This window comes from Marinobacterium sp. xm-m-383 (assembly GCF_013283255.1).
Lineage (GTDB): Bacteria > Pseudomonadota > Gammaproteobacteria > Pseudomonadales > Balneatricaceae > Marinobacterium_E.
Genome location: NZ_WBYT01000001.1, coordinates 721,218 through 740,817 on the forward strand (window position 1 = coordinate 721,218; position 19,600 = coordinate 740,817).

Here is a 19,600-nt window from a genome sequence, read left to right on the forward strand (position 1 = left end):
AGGAGAGTTTAATGCTCTCCTTTTTTGTCTCTTAACGGCACATAGCAGTCGTTTACAGCTGCGAATTAAGTCAGAATCTAGCCAATTAAAACATTGGCAAGCCCCGAATCGCCTTAGATGCTTGAAAGTTGATCAAGTAACACCTTATATGATTCGTTTTCAGTTTTCTGAGTAGCAGTATCTTTCTGCATTACTTCTATAAATTTTAAATACGATTCATAGGTTTCAAATCTTTCGAAAAATGTCTGTATCAGTTCAAAGCAGTCATTTTCAATTTCATAAATATCGGAGAGCCATTTGAATAGTTTCGCCAGTTTCTGATCTTCTATCTCTTTGTACCGCCTGAAAATATTTTCATCTAGTCCTCGTTCCATCACGGCTTCCAGATAATCTTTTCTCAGGAGGCTATAATCATAAAACCTGATAGGCATTTCGTCGATCAACCCTCTATAAAGCCTGTCGGTCAGAAGATATTCAAAGGTTTTCCTTTTAGGATTAACCAGATACTCAACATGTGATGCTCCATAATTCTCGTATCGATCAAATACATAGCTGATCTCATCAGCAGCCGAATTGAACGCTACAGGCTTACACCACTGATCATCAGTAGAAAGATTTTCCCAGTCGGCAAAACTTATCAGCATTGATTTACCTTCTGTAATAGTAGAATTGATCTCCGACATTCTTTTCCCTCTGAGGAATACATCCGCATAGTAAAATAAAGATATTAAAGGTTTTTTCTAGTAACTGTATTATTTGCTGCGCACTTATATACGAAGTACGTCAGGTGCAACCCATTTGAATTGTCAGTGGCAGCTTTGGGTCGTGTTTGACCGCTAAGCGGGGCTACGTCTAACGGCACAAAGCTGCCGTCTCTGCTAATACCTCGAAGGGGCTCGCTTCAAGCCAAAACCTATAAATATTTCACCTGCCAGACGCTCAAGGCGGGATATTATCCTCGGACTGTTCATCCATTTGCTTAGTCTGCCAGGTGCCAAAAGAGGACATAAATAATCATATGCTTTATAGGTATATAGTAAACGGCAAATCAAACCGTCTTAGAATTGAAATGTTAGATGTACATGTGCTCACAGTCTCTCCAAAAGAACAAGAGTGCACATTATTAAAGGGTTAGTTTACTCTATCGCAATATATATACATTGGAGCAAACCTTGAAAAACTGGTTGTTTTTATCCGCTGCAATTATTTGTGAAGTAATTGCAACATCTAGTCTGAAGTCGAGTGAAGGTTTTACTAAAATCGCCCCATCTATGCTTGTTATTATTGGTTATGGCGCAGCTTTCTATTTACTTTCACTTACTCTGAAATCAATCCCTGTTGGTATTGCATATGCAATTTGGTCAGGGCTTGGCATAGTTTTAGTTACTCTAGTCGCATGGTTTATGCACGGTCAAAAACTTGACCTTTGGGGATATGTTGGGATGGGGTTAATCGTTAGTGGCGTTGTTGTTCTCAACTTGCTTTCAAAAACTAGCGCACATTAATCCAGTGCATCTAATAAGTTACTCAAGTGTACTGCGTCTGCTATACCTGGCTAAGAGGGGCAGTTATAGCTACTTTTCAGGCCACCTAGCAAGGCGTTAATGTCAGCTTTGGGTCGAATGCTGCCTTTAAAGAGACTTTTAGAATGAGAATAAAACCCCCTGTAGGCATAAAAAAACCGCACTAATAAGTGCGGTTTAATTTACCGTAGCTCTGATATCAAGCTAGGCCTTCGAATACTCGATCACGGATCTGGTCAACGCTACCCACGCCCTCTACGTATACGTATTTTGGCGCAGTTGCAGCATCTTCATCAGCCCAACCACGGTAATAACCGATTAGAGGTTTAGTCTGATCATGGTAAACGTTTAGGCGAGCGCGAACTGTCTCTTCTTGGTCATCTTCACGCTGTACAAGGTCTTCACCTGTTACGTCATCTTTACCCTCTGTTTTAGGTGGGTTAAATACGACGTGATAAGTACGACCTGAACCAGGGTGTACACGACGACCCGACATACGCTTGATGATCTCTTCATCTGCGACGTCAATTTCAACGACTGCATCTAGAGCAACGCCAGCTTCTTTCAGAGCATCTGCTTGAGGAATAGTGCGCGGGAAGCCGTCGAATAGGAAACCGTTAGCACAATCTGATTCTGCAATGCGCTCTTTAACTAGGCCGATGATGATGTCGTCTGATACCAGACCACCTGCGTCCATAACCTTCTTGGCTTCAACACCTAGAGGCGTACCCGCTTTTACGGCTGCACGTAGCATGTCCCCAGTAGAGATCTGTGGGATACCGTATTTCTCAGTGATGTACTGAGCCTGAGTACCCTTACCGGCACCTGGTGCACCGAGAAGTATCATTCGCATTAATTTTCTCCTTAAAAAAATACGCTGCGCCTGGGCGCAGCATTAAAATTCTTACCGCTGACATTAATTTAGGTGTGGCTATTACACAATTCGACCATAGCCGTGCGGTGTCACCTTTAGCACTTTATAAAGCTGTTTAAAGTGCGCTCAAGGGAATCACTTATCCCGAGCAAGCCACGCATATTAGCATGGCTGTATAGAGCTTGAGAACTGAATCACTATTAGGCTTTAAGCGAATAGTGCCAAAGACTCTATCAAACCTATTTTTTAGATTTCTCGATCTTTTTGGCTTCATCCCACCAAGCGTCTAGCTCTTCAAGCGTAAACTCTCTCCAATCCTTACCACTGGCTAGCACCCTATCCTCGACATGGTTGAAGCGACGTTCAAATTTAAGGTTGGTATTACGAACAGCCTGCTCGGGATCGACTGATAATTTTCGTGCAAGGTTGGCGTTAACAAATAGTAGGTCGCCTAACTCTTCGCGAACCGCATCCAAATCACCTTGCTGCATCGCTTCGCGGAGCTCTTGGATCTCCTCTTCAATCTTATCCAGCACGCCGGTAGCATCATCCCAATCAAACCCTACCTTAGAGGCACGCTTGGTTAGCTTTACGGCACGACTCATAGCCGGCAGTGTCGTTGGTACCTCATCTAAAACACGGGCGCGATCTTTGCTTTCGCGCTCCTGCTCTTTGATCCGCTCCCACTGTGCATTCACAGTTTGCTGATCTATTTCGATCGACTCTGCACTGTCACGTAACTGACCTGTTGGAAAGACGTGAGGGTGGCGACGCAGCAGCTTACTGCAGAGTTGATCAACCACTTCATGAAGATCAAATAGGGATTGTTCTTTACCCAGTTGCGAATAGAAGATGACCTGAAACAGTAGATCGCCCAACTCATCTTTTAGATGAGGCCAATCCTGTCGTTCGATGGTATCAGCGACTTCATAAGCCTCTTCGAGGGTATGAGGCACGATTGAAGCAAAGGTCTGTTCCAAATCCCATGGACAACCGGCTTTTGGGTCACGCAAACGCTCCATCAGGTAGATGAGGTCATCCAGGGTATAGCGATCACTCATTAATGAACCCCTGAGCGTTCACGGCGAACGTCACTGACATTCGGAATTTGATTGATCTTATCCATCACCTTGCCAAGCTTATCGAGTCGACCGATCTCTAGGGTCAGCGCCAAATTCGCTTCGTTGCTACTCTTATCCGTCAGTGTGTTAGCCGACAATATATTGATTCGCTCGTTCGCTAAGATGGTCATAACATCGCGCAACAGTCCAGACCGGTCAAAGGCCTCTATGACAATATCGACTGGGTAGGTGGCTTCAGCCTCCTCTTCCCAAGCCACTTGAACAATTTTACTGGGCTCCACCTCGCGCAGGTGTTGTAGCTCTTTACAATCTTCACGGTGGATCGAGACGCCGCGGCCCTGTGTCACGAATCCAGCAATGGCATCGCCGTGAATCGGCTTACAACAACTAGCAAATTGAGTCATCAAGCTGCCGACGCCAACAACATGGACACCAGAGTCACTCGACCTACTCTGTTTTGGTGACGAAGCAGGAACATCCAGATCCAATTGTGATTCACGTTCGGCCTGCTCTTCACGCGCTTGTGCAGCTGAGATCACTTGCGAGATTCTTAGATCGCCAGCACCGAGTGCCGCAAACATGTTCTCATTGGAAAGGAACTTAAGACGTTGTGCGATATCCGATAGGTCTACCTCAGTGGCGTCTAATGCCAATCGCTTAAACTCACGCTGAATCATCTCTTTACCCGCATCCACATTTTGATCACGAGCCTGAGTCTTAAACCAATGAGCAATCTTAGCTCTACCCTTAGAGGTTTTTACATAACCTAGGTTGGTGTTGAGCCAATCACGACTTGGGCGCTCTTCTGGGCCTGTCATGATCTCAACTTGATCACCAGTCTGCAGCGCGCGGTTGAGCGGAACAATACGACCCGAGACACGTGCACCTCGACAGCGGTGACCGATTTCCGTGTGCACACGGTAAGCAAAATCAACTGGGGTAGCGCCAGCAGGAAGATCAATGACGTGCCCTTCTGGCGTGAATACATAGACACGATCCTGGGTCACATCGGAGTGGAGAATATCACCCAATGATTCAGTATCGCCCAGTTCGTCATGCCACTCGAGAACCTGGCGTAACCAAGAGATCTTCTCTTCATAGCCATCGGCGCGACTCGCTGTATCTGTCCCTTTGTAGAGGTGGTGAGCACAGACACCTAGCTCAGCCTCTTCATGCATGTCAAAGGTGCGAATCTGAATCTCTACTGCCTGTGATTCAGGACCGAATACCGCGGTATGCAGTGAACGATAACCGTTGGGTTTTGGTGATGCGATGTAGTCATCAAATTCGTGCGGGATATTTCGCCATGCGCCATGAACTATGCCCAGCACGGTGTAACAATCACGAATTTCTGGCACCAATATACGCAGGGCACGGACATCGTAAACCTGATTGAATTCGATATTCTTACGCTGCATCTTTCGCCAGATACTGTAGATGTGTTTAGCGCGGCCAGAAACCTGACCATCAATACCTACCTCTACAAGTTTCTCTTCGAGCAGCTTAATGACACTGTCGATGTACTCTTGACGCGCAAGACGCTTTTCAGCAAGTAGCTTTGCTATGTGTTTGTAATCATTAGGTTTTAGATATCGAAATGAGAGATCTTCTAATTCCCATTTGATGTGGCCGATACCCAACCGATGCGCTAATGGGGCGTAAATATCGAACACTTCACGTGCAACGATGTAACGTTTACGTCGATCCGCATCTTTTACTGCACGAATCGCGCAGGTCCGCTCAGCCAGTTTGATGAGTGCAACGCGAACATCGTCCACCATGGCGACCAGCATCTTACGAACGTTGTCGACCTGACTGCCGCCAGTGCCTAACACGCCCTCTTCATCACGTGGATTTTTGCGACTGCCAATTGCAGCCATCTGCAAGACACCGCGCAGAAGACGAGCGATTTCAGCACCGAATTTAGCTTTAACCCGGTCGATTGATAGTCGCTCTTCTCGCACTGCACGGTAAAGCACACCGGCTACCAGAGCCTCTTCTGTCTGCTGCAGGTCAACGAGGATCTGGACCATCTCCAGACCAGTAAGATAGGCGTTTTGCCCCAGTGACCAGACATCATGAGTTGAGCTCTCTTCATTCAAGGAGGCTTCAACTAATTCGCATGCCTGACGGAAACGCGCTTCATCTTCGAATGTATAACGGTTAGATAGAATCTCTAACCAACGATCCAGATCAACGGATCCATCTTCACGGACCGGTTGATCGTCACGAACCTTAACCAATGTAGGCTACTCCTGTATTGCGAGTAGCGAGCTGATACCCTAGCTCAAACTCATAAAAACGGCGTCAATATTAGAACGACGGGGCTTAACCTATGATGACTTAGAGAAGACACCTGTCGAAAGATAACGATCGCCTCTATCACAAATAATGGCGACGATTACTGCATTTTCAACCTCTTGAGCCAATCTTAGCGCGCCAGCAACGGAACCACCTGACGAAACACCACAGAAAATACCCTCTTCGGTCGCTAAACGACGCATCATGACTTCAGCATCCGCCTGATCAACATCCAATACACGATCGACACGACTCTCTTCGAATATCGTTGGTAGATACTCTTTTGGCCAACGACGTATGCCAGGGATTTGAGACCCTTCAGAGGGTTGAAGACCAACAATTTGAACGCTTGGATTCTGCTCTTTAAGGTAGCGCGAGGTCCCCATGATGGTACCTGTAGTTCCCATAGAGCTGACAAAGTGTGTGATAGTTCCTGAGGTTTGTTGCCAGATTTCAGGCCCTGTTGTGCGGTAGTGCGCTTCAGGATTATCTAAGTTACCAAACTGATTTAGAACCTTGCCTTCACCACGCGCTTGCATTGCCTCGGCCAAGTCTCGAGCACCTTCCATGCCCTCCTCTTTTGTCACCTCAATCAACTCTGCACCATAAGCACTCATAGCCGATTTACGCTCTTCGCTCATGTTATTCGGCATGATCAGTTTAAGCGTATACCCCTTGATTGCAGCGGCCATCGCCAACGCGATACCGGTATTGCCAGAAGTCGCCTCGATCAATGTATCACCTGGTGCGATCTCGCCTCGCTCTTCGGCTAGAGTGATCATACTCAAGGCAGGACGATCCTTAACGGAGCCCGCAGGGTTATTACCCTCTAATTTACAGAGAATGGTGTTGTTATTTGGCGCTTCGATACGTTGCAGTCTGACTAGCGGTGTATTGCCAACCAGCTCAGCGATAGTAGGGTATTGAGTTGAGCTCATCTCTAATCCGTTATAAGAATTGATTTTATTATTCGATTATATCAGGGGAATTCCACCATCGAAATGGTGAATTAAGCCTGAGCGATTACTTGAGCAACCACATAGTGCTGCTCATCACTGTAGCTTAAAAACCACCGGGTAATGCCAAGCACCTCGGCGTGTTCTAGAGCTTTGTCAGTCACCAACAGATCAGGGCGACCTGCACTGTTCTTAACCACCTCGAGGTGCTGCCAGCTAACGCCTTTAGCGATACCTGTACCCAAGGCTTTAACGGCCGCTTCCTTCGCTGCAAAGCGTTTAGCTAAAAAACGCGCGGGTTGGCTAGATTGGTTGAACGCTTCCAACTCAGTGGGGGTCAATATTCTCTCAGCAAAACCGGGAGTTCGCTCAAGTGCGCGCTCCACTCTAGAGATTTCAAGAATATCGACACCGGTTCCAACAAGCATTTAACTGGCCATCGCTCTGGCATTAAGCATCAGATCACGCATTTCACGAACCGCTTGATCCAAGCCGACAAAGAGTGAACGGGCGATGATCGCATGACCAATGTTTAGCTCATTGAACTCTGGAATTTCAGCAATCGGCTCTACGTTATGGTAGTGCAGACCATGACCAGCGTTGACCACCAGACCTATTGAGTGAGCATAGGTTGCTGCCTCTTTAAGTCGTTCAAGCTCGTCTAACTGCTCTTGGCCTTCTGCCTCAGCGTAAGCACCAGTATGCAGTTCAATCACTGGAGCTCCCACACGTTTAGCCGCATCAATTTGTGCCTGATCAGGATCGATAAAGAGTGAGACTTCGACTCCGGCTCTCGCCAAGCGCTGACACGCCGACTGAATGTGAATTTCATGACCAAGTACATCCAGACCGCCTTCAGTCGTTAACTCTTCGCGTTTCTCTGGCACTAAACAGGCGTGTGCAGGTTTGATCTCTTCAGCAAAACTGACCATCTCATCAGTAACCGCCATCTCAAAATTCATACGAGTCTGAAGCGTTTGCGCCAATAGACGAATGTCACGATCTTGAATGTGGCGACGGTCCTCACGAAGGTGCACCGTAATACCATCGGCGCCAGCGTGCTCAGCAATAGACGCTGCATAGACAGGGTCTGGGTATTGAGTACCACGAGCTTGACGAAGAGTCGCAATGTGATCGATGTTCACACCTAATAAAATACGATTTGGCTGGATCACTCACTCTCTCCTTTTCTCTCTTTAGATCTCGGTTGAAACAACTCTCTTGATCGCAACGGCTTGTCACCTAACTGCTCTTTTAAGAGCTCTCTCATTAAATACTTTGCCGCTTTCTTAACGCTGGGATCAGTATACTCACCTTGTTCAATGGAACGAAGCTGATCACCTGTGAAATGCGCCGAGGCAACCTCATCTACCGCACTTATCCCCTGCACAACATCATAACGGTAGTACGGCTGATGACAGCCTGACAGATCGCTCCAACTCCCTAACTCCTTCAGTAGCGCCTGCTCAAATAGCCGTAAACTCACCTCGTGATCTTGAGATTGAAGCAGATCATTAAGCAGCACTTTGTAATTGAGGAATAACTTAGGTGTCGCCTCTAAGGGTTGAAGCAAACGCTCCAGTAGTTCATTGGCGTACAAGCCACACATTAACGCTTTGCCAGTCAACGTGGGGAGTAGTTCTGCCAATTCGGCTTGATGAAGCGTTTTAAGCTCTGACTGGCCTGCAAATCGAACGGCCAATACTGTAAAGGGTTGAAGCGTATGGCGTAACTTTGAGCCTGGCCTGCGCACACCTCGAGCAACTACTGATACTTTGCCATACTCGAGTGTAAATAGATCGACAAGTGCACTGGTTTCACGATAGGGACGCGAGTGAAGAACAAACGCTGCGACCTGTTCAGTGCGACTGTTCATTTAGTCGTGATGATATCCAAGGCTTGCTAGGGCACGTTCGTTGTCTGCCCAGCCGCGTTTCACTTTAACCCAAAGGTTCAGCATGACCTTGGCATCAAACATGCGTTCCATATCGATGCGAGCGTCACGACCGATCACTTTAATTCGCTCACCCTTATCACCGATAACAATACGTTTTTGCCCCTCTCGCTCAACAAGAATCAGTGCACTGATGGTCAACAGACCACGTTCATCTTGAGTAAACTCTTCGATCTCAACCGTGGTTCCGTAAGGGACTTCATCCCCTAGATTACGCATCAGTTTTTCACGCACAAGCTCTGCCGCGACAAAACGGGAGCTACGGTCGGTGATCTGATCTTCAGGGTAGAAGTGCATCCCTTCCGGCATGTAGGATTCAACGGCACGCTCTAGTTGATCGACGTTATGCCCTTTGTGAGCAGAGATAGGCACGATCTGATCAAAATGGCGTTTGCTATTGAGCGTTTCGATCCAAGGGAGAAGCGACTCTTTATCCTTGAGTAGATCCACTTTATTAACCGCCAATATGACTGGGCAACGAAGCTTCTCCAACTTAGAGAGTACGATCTCATCCTCTTCGGTCCAAGCGGTACGATCGACAATAAAGACGACTAGATCGACATGACGCAGCGCCTCAGAGGCGGCTTTGTTCATGTAACGGTTCAGTGCTTTACCTGTAGCGTCGTTGTGTAGCCCGGGTGTATCAACGTAGATAACCTGCAGATCCTCTTCGGTTTTAATACCAAGAATCTGATGACGAGTCGTTTGAGGTTTTTTTGAGGTGATGCTCAGCTTTTGACCAAGGATATGGTTGAGCAGTGTGCTCTTACCCACATTCGGTCGGCCAACAATAGCAACATAGCCACAGCGTGTATTCGCTTCCATGATTACTCCTGCCCTAGTGCAATCAGTGCAGCACGAGCGGCTTCTTGTTCTGCCTGGCGGCGGCTGGATCCAACACCCTTGCAGCTTTGATCCAACAGTTGAACCTGACAAGAGATATAGAAGGTCTGATCATGCGCCTCACCAACGACTTTATCCAGTTGGTAATCAGGTAGCGGCTTACGTCGTGACTGCATAAACTCTTGAAGGCGCGTTTTAGAGTCTTTGACTGACTTTTTAAGATCGATCGCTGCTAAACGCTCTTTGAACAACCCTAAGATGAACTGTTTAGACGTCTCAAAATCACTGTCCAAGTGAATGGATCCAATGATCGCCTCTACCGCATCAGCCAAAATTGAGTCGCGACGGAAACCACCACTCTTTAACTCACCCGAACCAAGGCGAAGATAATCACCCAAACCTAGCTCACGACCGATCTCTGCAAGAGTTTCACCTTTCACCAACTTTGCTCTAAGACGGCTCATTTCACCCTCTTTAGCCTGTTCAAACTGCTCAAACAGCGCATTAGCTATGACAAAGTTTAGGATTGAATCGCCCAAAAATTCCAGGCGTTCATTGTTGCGCTTACCACAGCTTCGGTGCGTTAACGCCAATTCAAGCAGGGATTCATCTTGGTAGGTGTGGCCAAGCTTTCTAGCCAACTCTGAGACAGGTCGTATCAAGGTTTTATCGCTTTAAATTCATCTTTAAAAACAACGACAGCATCAATGTTGCCGTACAGTGGGACGCGCTCTTCATAGTCCAGCGTGAATATCAGTTCACCAGTATCCTGAGTGATCTGCAAAGCGTCACGTCCAGGCAGAGCTACTTGATTAATCGTAAATCGACGCTCGATATCACGACGAATCTCGGCGCGACTTTTTGAGAGTTCAGCCGGGTCAGCAATAATATCTTCAATAATGCTGACCACGGTTGTATGGGTTGAGTAAGGCGCTAGCAGTTTAAACCCAAGGCTAAAGCCAACTGAGCCAACAATAAGCAGTAACAGTATCGATAGTGTACTGATGCCCTTTTGTCGAATGTGCTTATCCATACTCAACCTCAGTATTATTTACTGAATGGATCGCATCGCCGTGAAATCTGGAATGCTCAATAGTTGAGCCCAATGCATCCAAACACTCACCGCTTTACCGACGATCAATTCATCAGGAACAAAACCCCAATAACGGCTGTCATTACTGTTATCGCGGTTATCGCCCATCATAAAGTAGTGACCCTCTGGCACACGCCAGCCACCATTCATTACACGTGCATTTACATCGCGATAGATCTCGTGCGCAACATCGCCTAGCTGCTCTTCAACTTGAAGACGCTTGGGGTTGATCGCTGGTATTTGAGCAATCAACGTTTGATTCTGCGGCTCACCGTTCACAAAGAGCATCTTATCTTTGTAAACAATCTCGTCACCCGGAAGACCTATCACACGTTTAATATAGTACACGCTTGGGTTTTGAGGGTATTTAAATACCATAACGTCGCCACGTTGCGGCTCGTTATTATCAACAAACTTGATGTTTCCAACCGGTGTACGAAGACCGTAGTGGTATTTATTCACCAAAATGAAGTCACCAACTTTCAGCGTCGGCAGCATCGAACCTGAAGGGATTTGAAAGGGTTCGTATAGAAATGAACGAAGAATCAAAACAGCCGCTAATACCGGAAAGATAGAGCTAGAGAGTTCAGCCCAGTAGGGTTTATTAACCTTAGGTTCTTCGAAACCCTCTTCCACCATTTGCGACTCTTGGCGTTTTCTAGAGGGCGCAAAAAAGGCGATATCCAATAACCATAGCAGGCCTGTAACTAATGTAACTACGACCAGAATCAGTGCAAAATCTAAGTTCATATTAGCCTCAGCTGTCTACCTTCAGTACGGCTAGGAATGCATCTTGCGGGATCTCAACTCGACCCACCTGCTTCATGCGCTTCTTACCCTCTTTCTGCTTAGCGAGCAGTTTCTTCTTACGGCTCACGTCACCACCGTAACATTTTGCTAAAACGTTCTTGCGCAGAGCTTTAACCGTTGTACGAGCAATGATCTTACCACCCAGAGCCGCTTGAATAGCGACATCGAACATCTGACGTGGAATAAGGTCTTTCATCTTTTCACAGAGCAGACGGCCGCGGTACATTGAGTTATCGCGGTGAAGGATAACGGCCAAAGCATCCACTTTCTCACCGTTAATGAGAATATCCATTCGAACCAGCTTAGCGGCCTCGAAACGGGTGAAGTTGTACTCAAGGGAAGCGTATCCACGTGATACCGATTTCAAACGGTCAAAGAAGTCCAATACCACTTCGGCCATTGGCAGTTCATAACTTAACTGAACCTGCTTACCAACAAACTGCATGTTCTTCTGAATACCGCGCTTCTCCACACACAAGCCAATGACTTGGCCAAGGTAGTCCTGAGGCACAAGGATATTCGCTGTCACGATCGGCTCACGCATCTCACGAATGCCGCCTGGGTCTGGCAGTTTCGATGGGCTGTCAATGTAGATGATATCGCCGTTGTTCATCTCCACTTCGTAGACAACCGTTGGGGCTGTTGTAATCAGATCGAGATCGTATTCGCGCTCAAGACGCTCTTGGATGATCTCCATGTGAAGCATACCCAAGAAGCCACAACGGAAACCAAAGCCAAGTGCATCCGATGTTTCAGGCTCGAAGAAGAGAGAGGCATCATTAAGCGTTAGCTTGTCGAGCGCTTCACGGAAGTCTTCATAGTCATCAGAACTCGTTGGGAATAGACCGGCATAAACCTGTGGTTGAACTTTTTGGAAACCTGGCAGTGCATCAACATCAGGTGTCTTTTGATGCGTCAAGGTATCACCCACCGGTGCACCGTGAATATCTTTGATGCCGGCAACAACGAAGCCTACTTCACCTGCTTGTAAGATGTCAGTTTTCACCTGTTTTGGTGTAAAGATACCGACCATCTCAGCCTGGTAGTTCATGCCAGTCGATTTAACCATGATGCGATCTTTACGACGCAAGGTTCCTTGAGTCACACGAACCAGTGAGACGACCCCTAGGTAGTTATCAAACCAGGAGTCGATAATTAGGGCTTGAAGTGGTGCTTCGCGGTCACCTTGTGGTGGTGGGATTACATCGATCAGCGCCTCTAGAACATCTTCAACGCCCATACCCGTTTTAGCTGAACAAGGGACCGCAGCTGAAGCGTCGATACCGATCACCTCTTCAATCTCCTGACGAACCACTTCGGGTTCAGCCTGAGGTAGATCCATTTTGTTCAAGACAGGTAGAACCTCAAGGCCCTGCTCTATCGCGGTGTAACAGTTGGCTACCGACTGCGCTTCAACACCTTGCGCGGCATCGACAACAAGAAGTGCACCTTCACATGCATAGAGTGAGCGTGAAACTTCATAAGAGAAGTCGACGTGTCCCGGCGTATCGATGAAGTTCAACTGGTAAGTTTCACCGTTGCGCGCTTTGTAGTCCAAGGTGACACTTTGAGCTTTGATGGTGATGCCACGTTCGCGCTCGATATCCATTGAATCGAGGACCTGTTCAGCCATTTCACGATCAGACAGACCGCCACAAATTTGAATAATGCGATCGGCTAACGTCGACTTACCGTGGTCGATGTGTGCAATGATACTGAAGTTACGAATGTGATCTAGTTCACTCACTCTGTGTAAAACCTATACTCTTGGAACGACAAAGAAAATTTAGCGCACAATTCTACTCGAATTCATGCCCTATAGATAGAAAACAGGGGCCATTAAGGCCCCTGCAGAGGATCTTTTCAACGATCCACTAGGTTCACTCGAGACGCATTGCTAAAAAGACTGGATTACCGCCACGAATCACTCGAAGTGGCACCGCTTTGTCATCTGGCAAGTCGGCCACTATATCGGCCAGTTGCTCCACTGAGCTAATTGACTGACCGGCTAGCATAGTGATCACATCACCCTGACGTACGCCGGCATTGGCCGCAGGACCTTGTCCAACTGATTCAACATAGACCCCTGCATCAACACCGGTACGCTCTTTGATTTCAGACGTCATATCTTGAACCACCAAGCCCAGAGACTTTCTCTCTTTAGGCTCAGGTTGTGCTCGGTTAGCGGCTAACTCTTCATTTGAGGGAAGCTCACCAATCGTCACTTTCAAGTTGACTGATCTACCTGAACGGAACACCTCGACATCCGCTGTTTCGCCCGGTGCAATACGACCAACCTGAGCAGGTAGCTCGGCTGACAAACCGATCTCACGGCCATTAAATTTAACGATGACATCACCCGCTTCAAACCCTGCCTCTTCTGCAGGACTATCACTTAACACCTGTGCAACCAGCGCACCTGATGGTTTATCTAAGCCGAATGATTCAGCAAGGTCACGTGTAACCTCTTGAATAATCACACCCAACCAACCTCGAGAGACGCTACCCTTCTCTTTAAGCTGATTGGCAACCTCCATAGCCACATCGATGGGAATGGAGAAAGAGACCCCCATGAAGCCACCTGAGCGGGTATATATCTGCGAGTTGATACCGACCACTTCGCCATCTAGATTGAATAGCGGGCCTCCGGAGTTGCCTGGGTTGATCGCCACATCGGTTTGAATAAAAGGAACATAAGAGTCACCTGGAAGGGCTCTCTCCTTAGCGCTGACAATACCGGCAGTGACGGTTGAGTCAAAACCAAAAGGACTGCCAATAGCCAGTACCCACTCACCCACTTCAAGCTCAGAAGAGCTACCGATCTCCAGTGCCGGTAGATCTTTAGCATCGACCTTGAGTAGCGCCACATCTGAACGTTGATCAGAACCAATAATCTCTGCCTCAATTTCGCGTCGATCATTCAGTCTAACCAGAACTTTCTCAGCTTTATCGATCACATGGTGATTGGTCAAAATGTAGCCATCATCCGAAATAATAAAGCCCGAGCCCAGCGATTGTGGATGCATACGAGGCTGCTGCCCAGGTGGCTGCTGAAAACCCCTGAAGAAGTCGCGGAAGATCTCTGGCACTTCCTGGTCGTTGAAGTTGTGGGGCATAGCCGAACGAGAACTCTGTTTCTGTTCTTGAATCGTGCTTATATTGACGACCGATGGCGACAGCGTTTTCACTAAATCCGTGAAATCGGGTAACTGCTTGGCCATCGCCAAGGATGAAATAGCGATACCCGCTACGAAGGTAATTGATCGAAGAAAGGTCATATTTACTCCTTAGGTAAAAACCTTAGCGAAGCAAACGTGGCTGATACTGCCCTGATGCTACGCCTCTTAAACCCATATTACGGCCAATGAACAAGCCGACTATGAATCCAAGGATAGCGCCAACTATCTGAAAAAATTCTGAAAAGTTTAAAAATCTCGCCAAAATTGGCAGAAGGATCATACCGACCAGCGGTATAAGGTAGACGGTAACAGAGGCACCTACCAAGGCACCCTCTTCCAATCCAACCCAAACCTCTTGGCCTGGCGATACAATAAGTCGACTGGGGTTATCGATTAGAACTTCAACGCGTTTGGTTGGGAACCAATCGCTGAGGCGTTTCTGGCCACAAGTCGATGAGCTTGCACAGGATGCACAAGCACTTTGGCGACTCACCTCTACCCAAACCTGATCGGCCTCAGAACGGAGAACCGTCGCACGCTCTTCGATCATGAATTAATTGCTAGCGACCACCACGCTTGCAGCCACTTTATCAGCATCCGTCAGTGACAAATCACCCACTACCGAGACAAAACGATCATCAACTAAACGACCGACAGCCACCAAACCTTGTGCGCTTAAGGCGCCTTCCGATGCAGAGACTGCTTCAGCCGGTTTAATCACCACACTTAGCACCTGATCACCCTTTTTGTAGAGCTTAGATTGACTGTTACCAGTCACTCGTTCTGATACTTCAGCAAAACCATCGGGTAGCCAGTTAACCTGCCAGTCAGTCCCAGTGCTGTTTAACAGTGCAATATGCTCATCGATCTGACCGCGAAGACCTTCAGATAGACGAATCACTTCGAGAGTTGGTTTACTCTCTTGCACCGCTTCAACGCCTGAAGCAAGGGATGTGCGCATAAGATCTGAAGAACCTTGATTACGCTCTAGGTAGCCACTGGATGCCAATGCGCTCGGCTCACCCAGCTGAGCGCTGTTCAAACCAATCATGACAGCTAGGGTAAGGGATGCAGCAATAGCCATACTACCTACCGCACTCCAACTAGAGGTTTTTGTCTCTTCAACCTGAGTTGATTGCTCTTCTGAAATAGAGGCCATGACTTGAGAGGAGATATCAACAGTAGAGTTGATGCTCTGTTCACGCATCAAGGTTCGAGCGAGGTGGTAACGACGCCATACTTGAGCGTCTTCACTGTTCTCGTCGTAATGTTTAAGAGCACGACGCAACTCAAATTCAGTTGCCTCCGAGTCCATCAATGCAGAAAGACTTTCTCTATTGCTCGACATATTTGATCCTCATTTGCTCTAGTTAGAGAGCATTGGTTTCAACTCATTATCAATCGCTTCACGAGCTCGATGGATCCTTGATCTGACGGTGCCAATTGGACACCCCATTACTTCGGAGATCTCATCGTAGCTCATCCCTTCAAGCTCTCTCAGTGTTAACGCCACTCGAAGCTCTTCAGGAAGTTGCTCGAGCGTTCGGGTCATCACCTCGAACATCTCATCTCGATGCAAACTATTTTCTGGTGTTTCAAGATCTCTAAGCTCTGTGTCGCTCTCTAGATCTTGAAAATCTAAATCTCTATCAGGCGGTCTTTTACTTCTTGCGACTAAATAGTTCTTCGCAGTGTTAATGGCTATACGATACAGCCAAGTGTAAAAGGCACTTTCACCTCTAAAGTTCTTAAGAGCCTTATAAGCCTTAATGAACGTCTCTTGTGCAACATCCAACGACTCTGATTGATCGTGAATGTAACGCCCTACCAGTGCAATAATCTTATGCTGATAACGCTTCACGAGCAGATCAAACGCACGCTGATCACCTGCCTGTACACGCTCAACAAGCATCTGATCGGTTATCTTGTGGTTGGTATCGTTCACTCTCTATCCTAGTCAATGCCAAAGGGCTTCGGAGGATGACAGTATGATTGTTACACCAACCTAATATCAAGCCGATCAATCTCTTACACAGACTAAGATTCAAAAAATGTAGAAAAGTTCCCCAATTATTGAAGTTTTTTTACAAACCCCTTACCAAGAGCTAAACACACTCGCATAATAGAGCTCTTTTTTACGGTCTCAATAAGTCAAAACAGATGGCACGATTTGAAGCAGATGTACTGATCATTGGCAGTGGCGCAGCCGGTTTAACAGCCGCACTAAATTTACCGTCTAACCTGAAGGCACACGTCTTGAGCAAGGGTAAATTAGAGCATGGTGCTACCTGGTGGGCACAGGGTGGAATTGCCGGTGTTTTTGATCCAAAAGATCAAACCGAAAACCACATCAACGACACCCTGGTTGCTGGTGCCAACCTTGGACACTTAGACTCTGTTCAACACACCGTAAAAGATGGCCCCAAAGGCATTCAATGGCTAATTGATCAGGGTGTACCTTTCACACGACAGGAAGAGCAGTATCATTTAACACGAGAAGGCGGCCACTCACATCGCCGTGTACTTCACTCGGCCGATGCAACAGGCAAAGCGATTCAACAAACTCTAATCAGCCAAGCAAGGTCGGCCAGCAACATTGAGCTGTTTGAAGATCGAATTGCGATCGACCTGATCACCCGTCGTAAATTAGGCTTAGGTGAAGATGCGTGTGTAGGTGCCTATGTCTACAACCAAGAGACAGAGAGCGTTGATCTGTTTCTTGCTCGAACCGTCATATTAGCAACTGGCGGTGCCTCTAAGGCTTACCTCTATAACACCAACCCGAACGGCGTCGCATCCGGCGATGGTATTGCAATGGCTTGGCGAGCAGGCTGCCGAGTTGCAAACCTAGAGTTTAATCAGTTTCACCCTACCTACCTTTATCACCCTAAGGCACAGAGCTTTTTGGTCACCGAAGCGATCCGTGGCGAAGGCGGTATTCTGAAACTACCTAACGGCACCCGTTTCATGCACCGTTTTGATGAGAGAGCCGAACTGGCACCACGCGATATCGTCGCCCGCGCCATCGACTTTGAGATGAAACGTGTTGGTTGTGAATATGTTCACTTGGATATTTCTCACAAACCCGCAGATTTCATTAAAGAGCACTTCCCAACCATTTATGAGCGCTGTTTAGAACTTGGGATCGACATTACTAAGGAACCGATACCCGTAGTACCAGCTGCACACTACACCTGTGGCGGTGTCATGACCGACATAAATGGCCAGACCGATATCAAAGGACTCTTTGCCATTGGTGAGACCGCGTTTACAGGCCTTCATGGCGCAAACCGATTAGCGTCAAACTCTCTACTTGAGTGTATCGTGTACGGTAAATCCGCGGCTGAACAGGTGGCATCACTGCTACAAGAGAGTGGAGAAGCCTTCCCAGAAGTCCCTAACTGGGATGACTCACAGGTAGTTAACTCAGACGAAGATGTCATAATCTCGCACAACTGGGATGAACTGCGCCGTTTTATGTGGGACTACGTGGGTATTGTACGTACTGATAAACGCCTACAGCGAGCACAGCACCGTATCGATCTATTGAACGATGAGATCAATGAGTACTACAGCAACTATAAAGTGAGTAAGTATCTGATCGAGCTTCGTAATCTAGTGACCGTCTCGGAATTAATTATCCGCTGTGCTATGAAACGCACTGAATCACGTGGCCTTCACTACACGCTCGACTACCCAGAACAGTCACCTGATCTTTATGACACCGTTCTGGTGCCGGAAAACTACTTCTGGGGCGTTAACGCTTAGCAGCAATAGGCGCGTATTGAGAAATAACCGATAAGCGCCGCCACCCACTCTCTGGTAATTGGTCAAACCAGACACAAATCCAAACGGGTAATGCACGCTCTAATGGTTGTACTTTAATAAAGAGAACAAACCTTAAGTTTATAATTTGAACAGGTGGAGCTGTCACTAACATCTTCTCATCTATAAACAGGCAAAACCTATCTTTATCGGCATTCCAAACAAAGCCGGTAAAGCGCTCAAATGGAGCCAAAGCACGATAGACCCATAGTGAGAAGGTAAGTAACAGAAGATACACCGCAGTCGATGCACCGGTGAGTAAAGGGGTTAAACCGACTAAAACAAAAAAGCCAAACGTAAACAGACGTTTGGCTTTAGATTCAATAAGATCAAACCTTACTGGCGCGAACACAATCCAACACCACAGTGACCGCCCTCTCCATATCTGGGTCAGCCGGCTTTTCACGCTGCATGAACCAGAGAAAAAGCTCCTGATCCTCACAATCAAGAAGCTTCACAAAGCGATCTTGATCCTCAACTGATTGGTCCCGAAAATGATTCTCCATGAACGGAACAAACAGCAGATCCAGTTCCCACATACCACGACGAGACTGCCAAGTAAGACGACGAATGTCTTCTTCAGAATACACGCTATACCACTCCAAAACGCGTTGATTAGATGAGAGTAAATATAGCATTAAATGGGCATGGTAGGGGGAGAAAGTTGAGACGTTGGAGCGGTCTTGCAAAGGCTGCGAAGGTTGGGAGCGTGATTGGAGAGCAGGTGACAGGCTAAAGCCTGTCACTGGTGTGCTTAACTCGCTACGGAACTACGGTGACTGGCCTTCAGCCTGTCACTGGTGTGCTTAATTCACTACGAAGCTACGGTGACTGGCCTTCAGCCTGTCATCCGCTGTTGACGTTGGCAGAGATCTTTATTAAAACCGTTGGAGCGGTCTTGCAAAGGCCGCGATGGATTTGGCAGAGATCCTTTACGAAGCTCTCAATGACCTACAATAGGTGCCGAGCGTTGCTCGTCATCGCTTCGCGACGCTTGCAGCGCCTCAACCCCGCCCCGTTGGGGCATGGGTTGTCACATGGGCATTCGCTCAGAAGTCTCCTTGCTGCCAAACATAAAAAAAGGGCCATCCGAACGGATGACCCTTTTTCTATGTTAGGTGCCTGGCAATGACCTACTCTCACATGGGGAAACCCCACAC

The 19,600-nt window shown here is 47.4% G+C and carries 21 protein-coding genes; 2 read left to right on the forward strand and 19 right to left on the reverse strand.

Going from position 1 to position 19,600, the window contains the following annotated elements; genetic code table 11:
• Positions 1-113 precede the first annotated feature (113 nt).
• Complete coding sequence (locus tag XMM383_RS03465; protein ID WP_173482299.1) at positions 114-683, reverse strand: hypothetical protein; 570 nt, start codon at positions 681-683, stop codon at positions 114-116.
• Positions 684-1,172: 489 nt separating this feature from the next.
• Between XMM383_RS03465 and XMM383_RS03470 the strand changes: the two genes are divergently transcribed.
• The gene (locus XMM383_RS03470; RefSeq protein ID WP_173482599.1) at positions 1,173-1,505 is read left to right on the forward strand and encodes a Qac family quaternary ammonium compound efflux SMR transporter; all 333 of its coding nucleotides are present in this window, start codon (positions 1,173-1,175) and stop codon (positions 1,503-1,505) included.
• 217 nt (positions 1,506-1,722) lie between these two features.
• Here XMM383_RS03470 and adk read toward each other — a convergent pair whose 3' ends face one another.
• The 16 genes from adk to rpoE form a co-directional block, all read right to left on the reverse strand.
• Positions 1,723-2,376, reverse strand: a complete 654-nt coding sequence (gene adk / locus XMM383_RS03475) for an adenylate kinase (RefSeq protein ID WP_173482113.1) — start codon at positions 2,374-2,376, stop codon at positions 1,723-1,725.
• Between the two features lie 260 nt (positions 2,377-2,636).
• Positions 2,637-3,458 (reverse strand): nucleoside triphosphate pyrophosphohydrolase, encoded by an 822-nt coding sequence (gene mazG, locus XMM383_RS03480; RefSeq protein ID WP_173482114.1) that lies wholly within the window; start codon positions 3,456-3,458, stop codon positions 2,637-2,639.
• Entirely contained in the window at positions 3,458-5,722 is a 2,265-nt protein-coding gene (relA, locus tag XMM383_RS03485; RefSeq protein WP_173482115.1) for a GTP diphosphokinase, read from the reverse strand. Before relA ends, mazG begins: the two co-directional genes overlap by 1 nt.
• Before the next feature lie 90 nt (positions 5,723-5,812).
• Positions 5,813-6,718, reverse strand: a complete 906-nt coding sequence (gene cysM, locus XMM383_RS03490) for a cysteine synthase CysM (RefSeq protein ID WP_173482116.1) — start codon at positions 6,716-6,718, stop codon at positions 5,813-5,815.
• A gap of 71 nt (positions 6,719-6,789) precedes the next feature.
• Positions 6,790-7,164, reverse strand: a complete 375-nt coding sequence (acpS, locus tag XMM383_RS03495) for a holo-ACP synthase (RefSeq protein ID WP_173482117.1) — start codon at positions 7,162-7,164, stop codon at positions 6,790-6,792.
• Entirely contained in the window at positions 7,165-7,908 is a 744-nt protein-coding gene (gene pdxJ / locus XMM383_RS03500) for a pyridoxine 5'-phosphate synthase (RefSeq protein ID WP_371731474.1), read from the reverse strand.
• Complete coding sequence (gene recO, locus XMM383_RS03505; protein WP_173484079.1) at positions 7,908-8,612, reverse strand: DNA repair protein RecO; 705 nt, start codon at positions 8,610-8,612, stop codon at positions 7,908-7,910. Before recO ends, pdxJ begins: the two co-directional genes overlap by 1 nt.
• Positions 8,613-9,515: a GTPase Era gene (gene era / locus XMM383_RS03510; protein WP_173482120.1), complete on the reverse strand. Its 903-nt coding sequence runs from the start codon at positions 9,513-9,515 to the stop codon at positions 8,613-8,615.
• Positions 9,516-9,517: 2 nt separating this feature from the next.
• On the reverse strand, positions 9,518-10,195 hold the full coding sequence (gene rnc / locus XMM383_RS03515) for a ribonuclease III (RefSeq protein WP_173482121.1): 678 nt from the start codon (positions 10,193-10,195) through the stop codon (positions 9,518-9,520).
• Positions 10,192-10,566 carry a DUF4845 domain-containing protein gene (locus tag XMM383_RS03520; RefSeq protein ID WP_173482122.1) on the reverse strand — a complete coding sequence of 125 codons (375 nt, stop codon included), beginning with the start codon at positions 10,564-10,566 and terminating at the stop codon, positions 10,192-10,194. The genes rnc and XMM383_RS03520 overlap by 4 nt, the downstream gene beginning before the upstream one ends.
• A gap of 18 nt (positions 10,567-10,584) precedes the next feature.
• On the reverse strand, positions 10,585-11,376 hold the full coding sequence (gene lepB, locus XMM383_RS03525; protein WP_173482123.1) for a signal peptidase I: 792 nt from the start codon (positions 11,374-11,376) through the stop codon (positions 10,585-10,587).
• A gap of 7 nt (positions 11,377-11,383) precedes the next feature.
• Positions 11,384-13,183 carry a translation elongation factor 4 gene (lepA, locus tag XMM383_RS03530; RefSeq protein WP_173482124.1) on the reverse strand — a complete coding sequence of 600 codons (1,800 nt, stop codon included), beginning with the start codon at positions 13,181-13,183 and terminating at the stop codon, positions 11,384-11,386.
• 133 nt (positions 13,184-13,316) lie between these two features.
• Positions 13,317-14,714, reverse strand: a complete 1,398-nt coding sequence (locus XMM383_RS03535) for a DegQ family serine endoprotease (RefSeq protein ID WP_173489137.1) — start codon at positions 14,712-14,714, stop codon at positions 13,317-13,319.
• A gap of 22 nt (positions 14,715-14,736) precedes the next feature.
• Positions 14,737-15,165 (reverse strand): SoxR reducing system RseC family protein, encoded by a 429-nt coding sequence (locus XMM383_RS03540; RefSeq protein WP_173482126.1) that lies wholly within the window; start codon positions 15,163-15,165, stop codon positions 14,737-14,739.
• A 3-nt stretch (positions 15,166-15,168) separates the two neighbouring features.
• Positions 15,169-15,963: a MucB/RseB C-terminal domain-containing protein gene (locus tag XMM383_RS03545; protein ID WP_173482127.1), complete on the reverse strand. Its 795-nt coding sequence runs from the start codon at positions 15,961-15,963 to the stop codon at positions 15,169-15,171.
• Between the two features lie 18 nt (positions 15,964-15,981).
• Entirely contained in the window at positions 15,982-16,560 is a 579-nt protein-coding gene (rpoE, locus tag XMM383_RS03550) for an RNA polymerase sigma factor RpoE (protein WP_371731473.1), read from the reverse strand.
• Between the two features lie 215 nt (positions 16,561-16,775).
• Between rpoE and nadB the strand changes: the two genes are divergently transcribed.
• On the forward strand, positions 16,776-18,383 hold the full coding sequence (gene nadB, locus XMM383_RS03555) for an L-aspartate oxidase (RefSeq protein ID WP_173482128.1): 1,608 nt from the start codon (positions 16,776-16,778) through the stop codon (positions 18,381-18,383).
• On the opposite strand, the gene XMM383_RS03560 is transcribed toward nadB, so the two are convergent.
• The gene (locus XMM383_RS03560; RefSeq protein WP_173482129.1) at positions 18,373-18,792 is read right to left on the reverse strand and encodes a hypothetical protein; all 420 of its coding nucleotides are present in this window, start codon (positions 18,790-18,792) and stop codon (positions 18,373-18,375) included. The genes nadB and XMM383_RS03560 overlap by 11 nt on opposite strands.
• Positions 18,770-19,030 carry a succinate dehydrogenase assembly factor 2 gene (locus tag XMM383_RS03565; protein WP_173482130.1) on the reverse strand — a complete coding sequence of 87 codons (261 nt, stop codon included), beginning with the start codon at positions 19,028-19,030 and terminating at the stop codon, positions 18,770-18,772. Before XMM383_RS03565 ends, XMM383_RS03560 begins: the two co-directional genes overlap by 23 nt.
• Positions 19,031-19,600 lie beyond the last annotated feature (570 nt).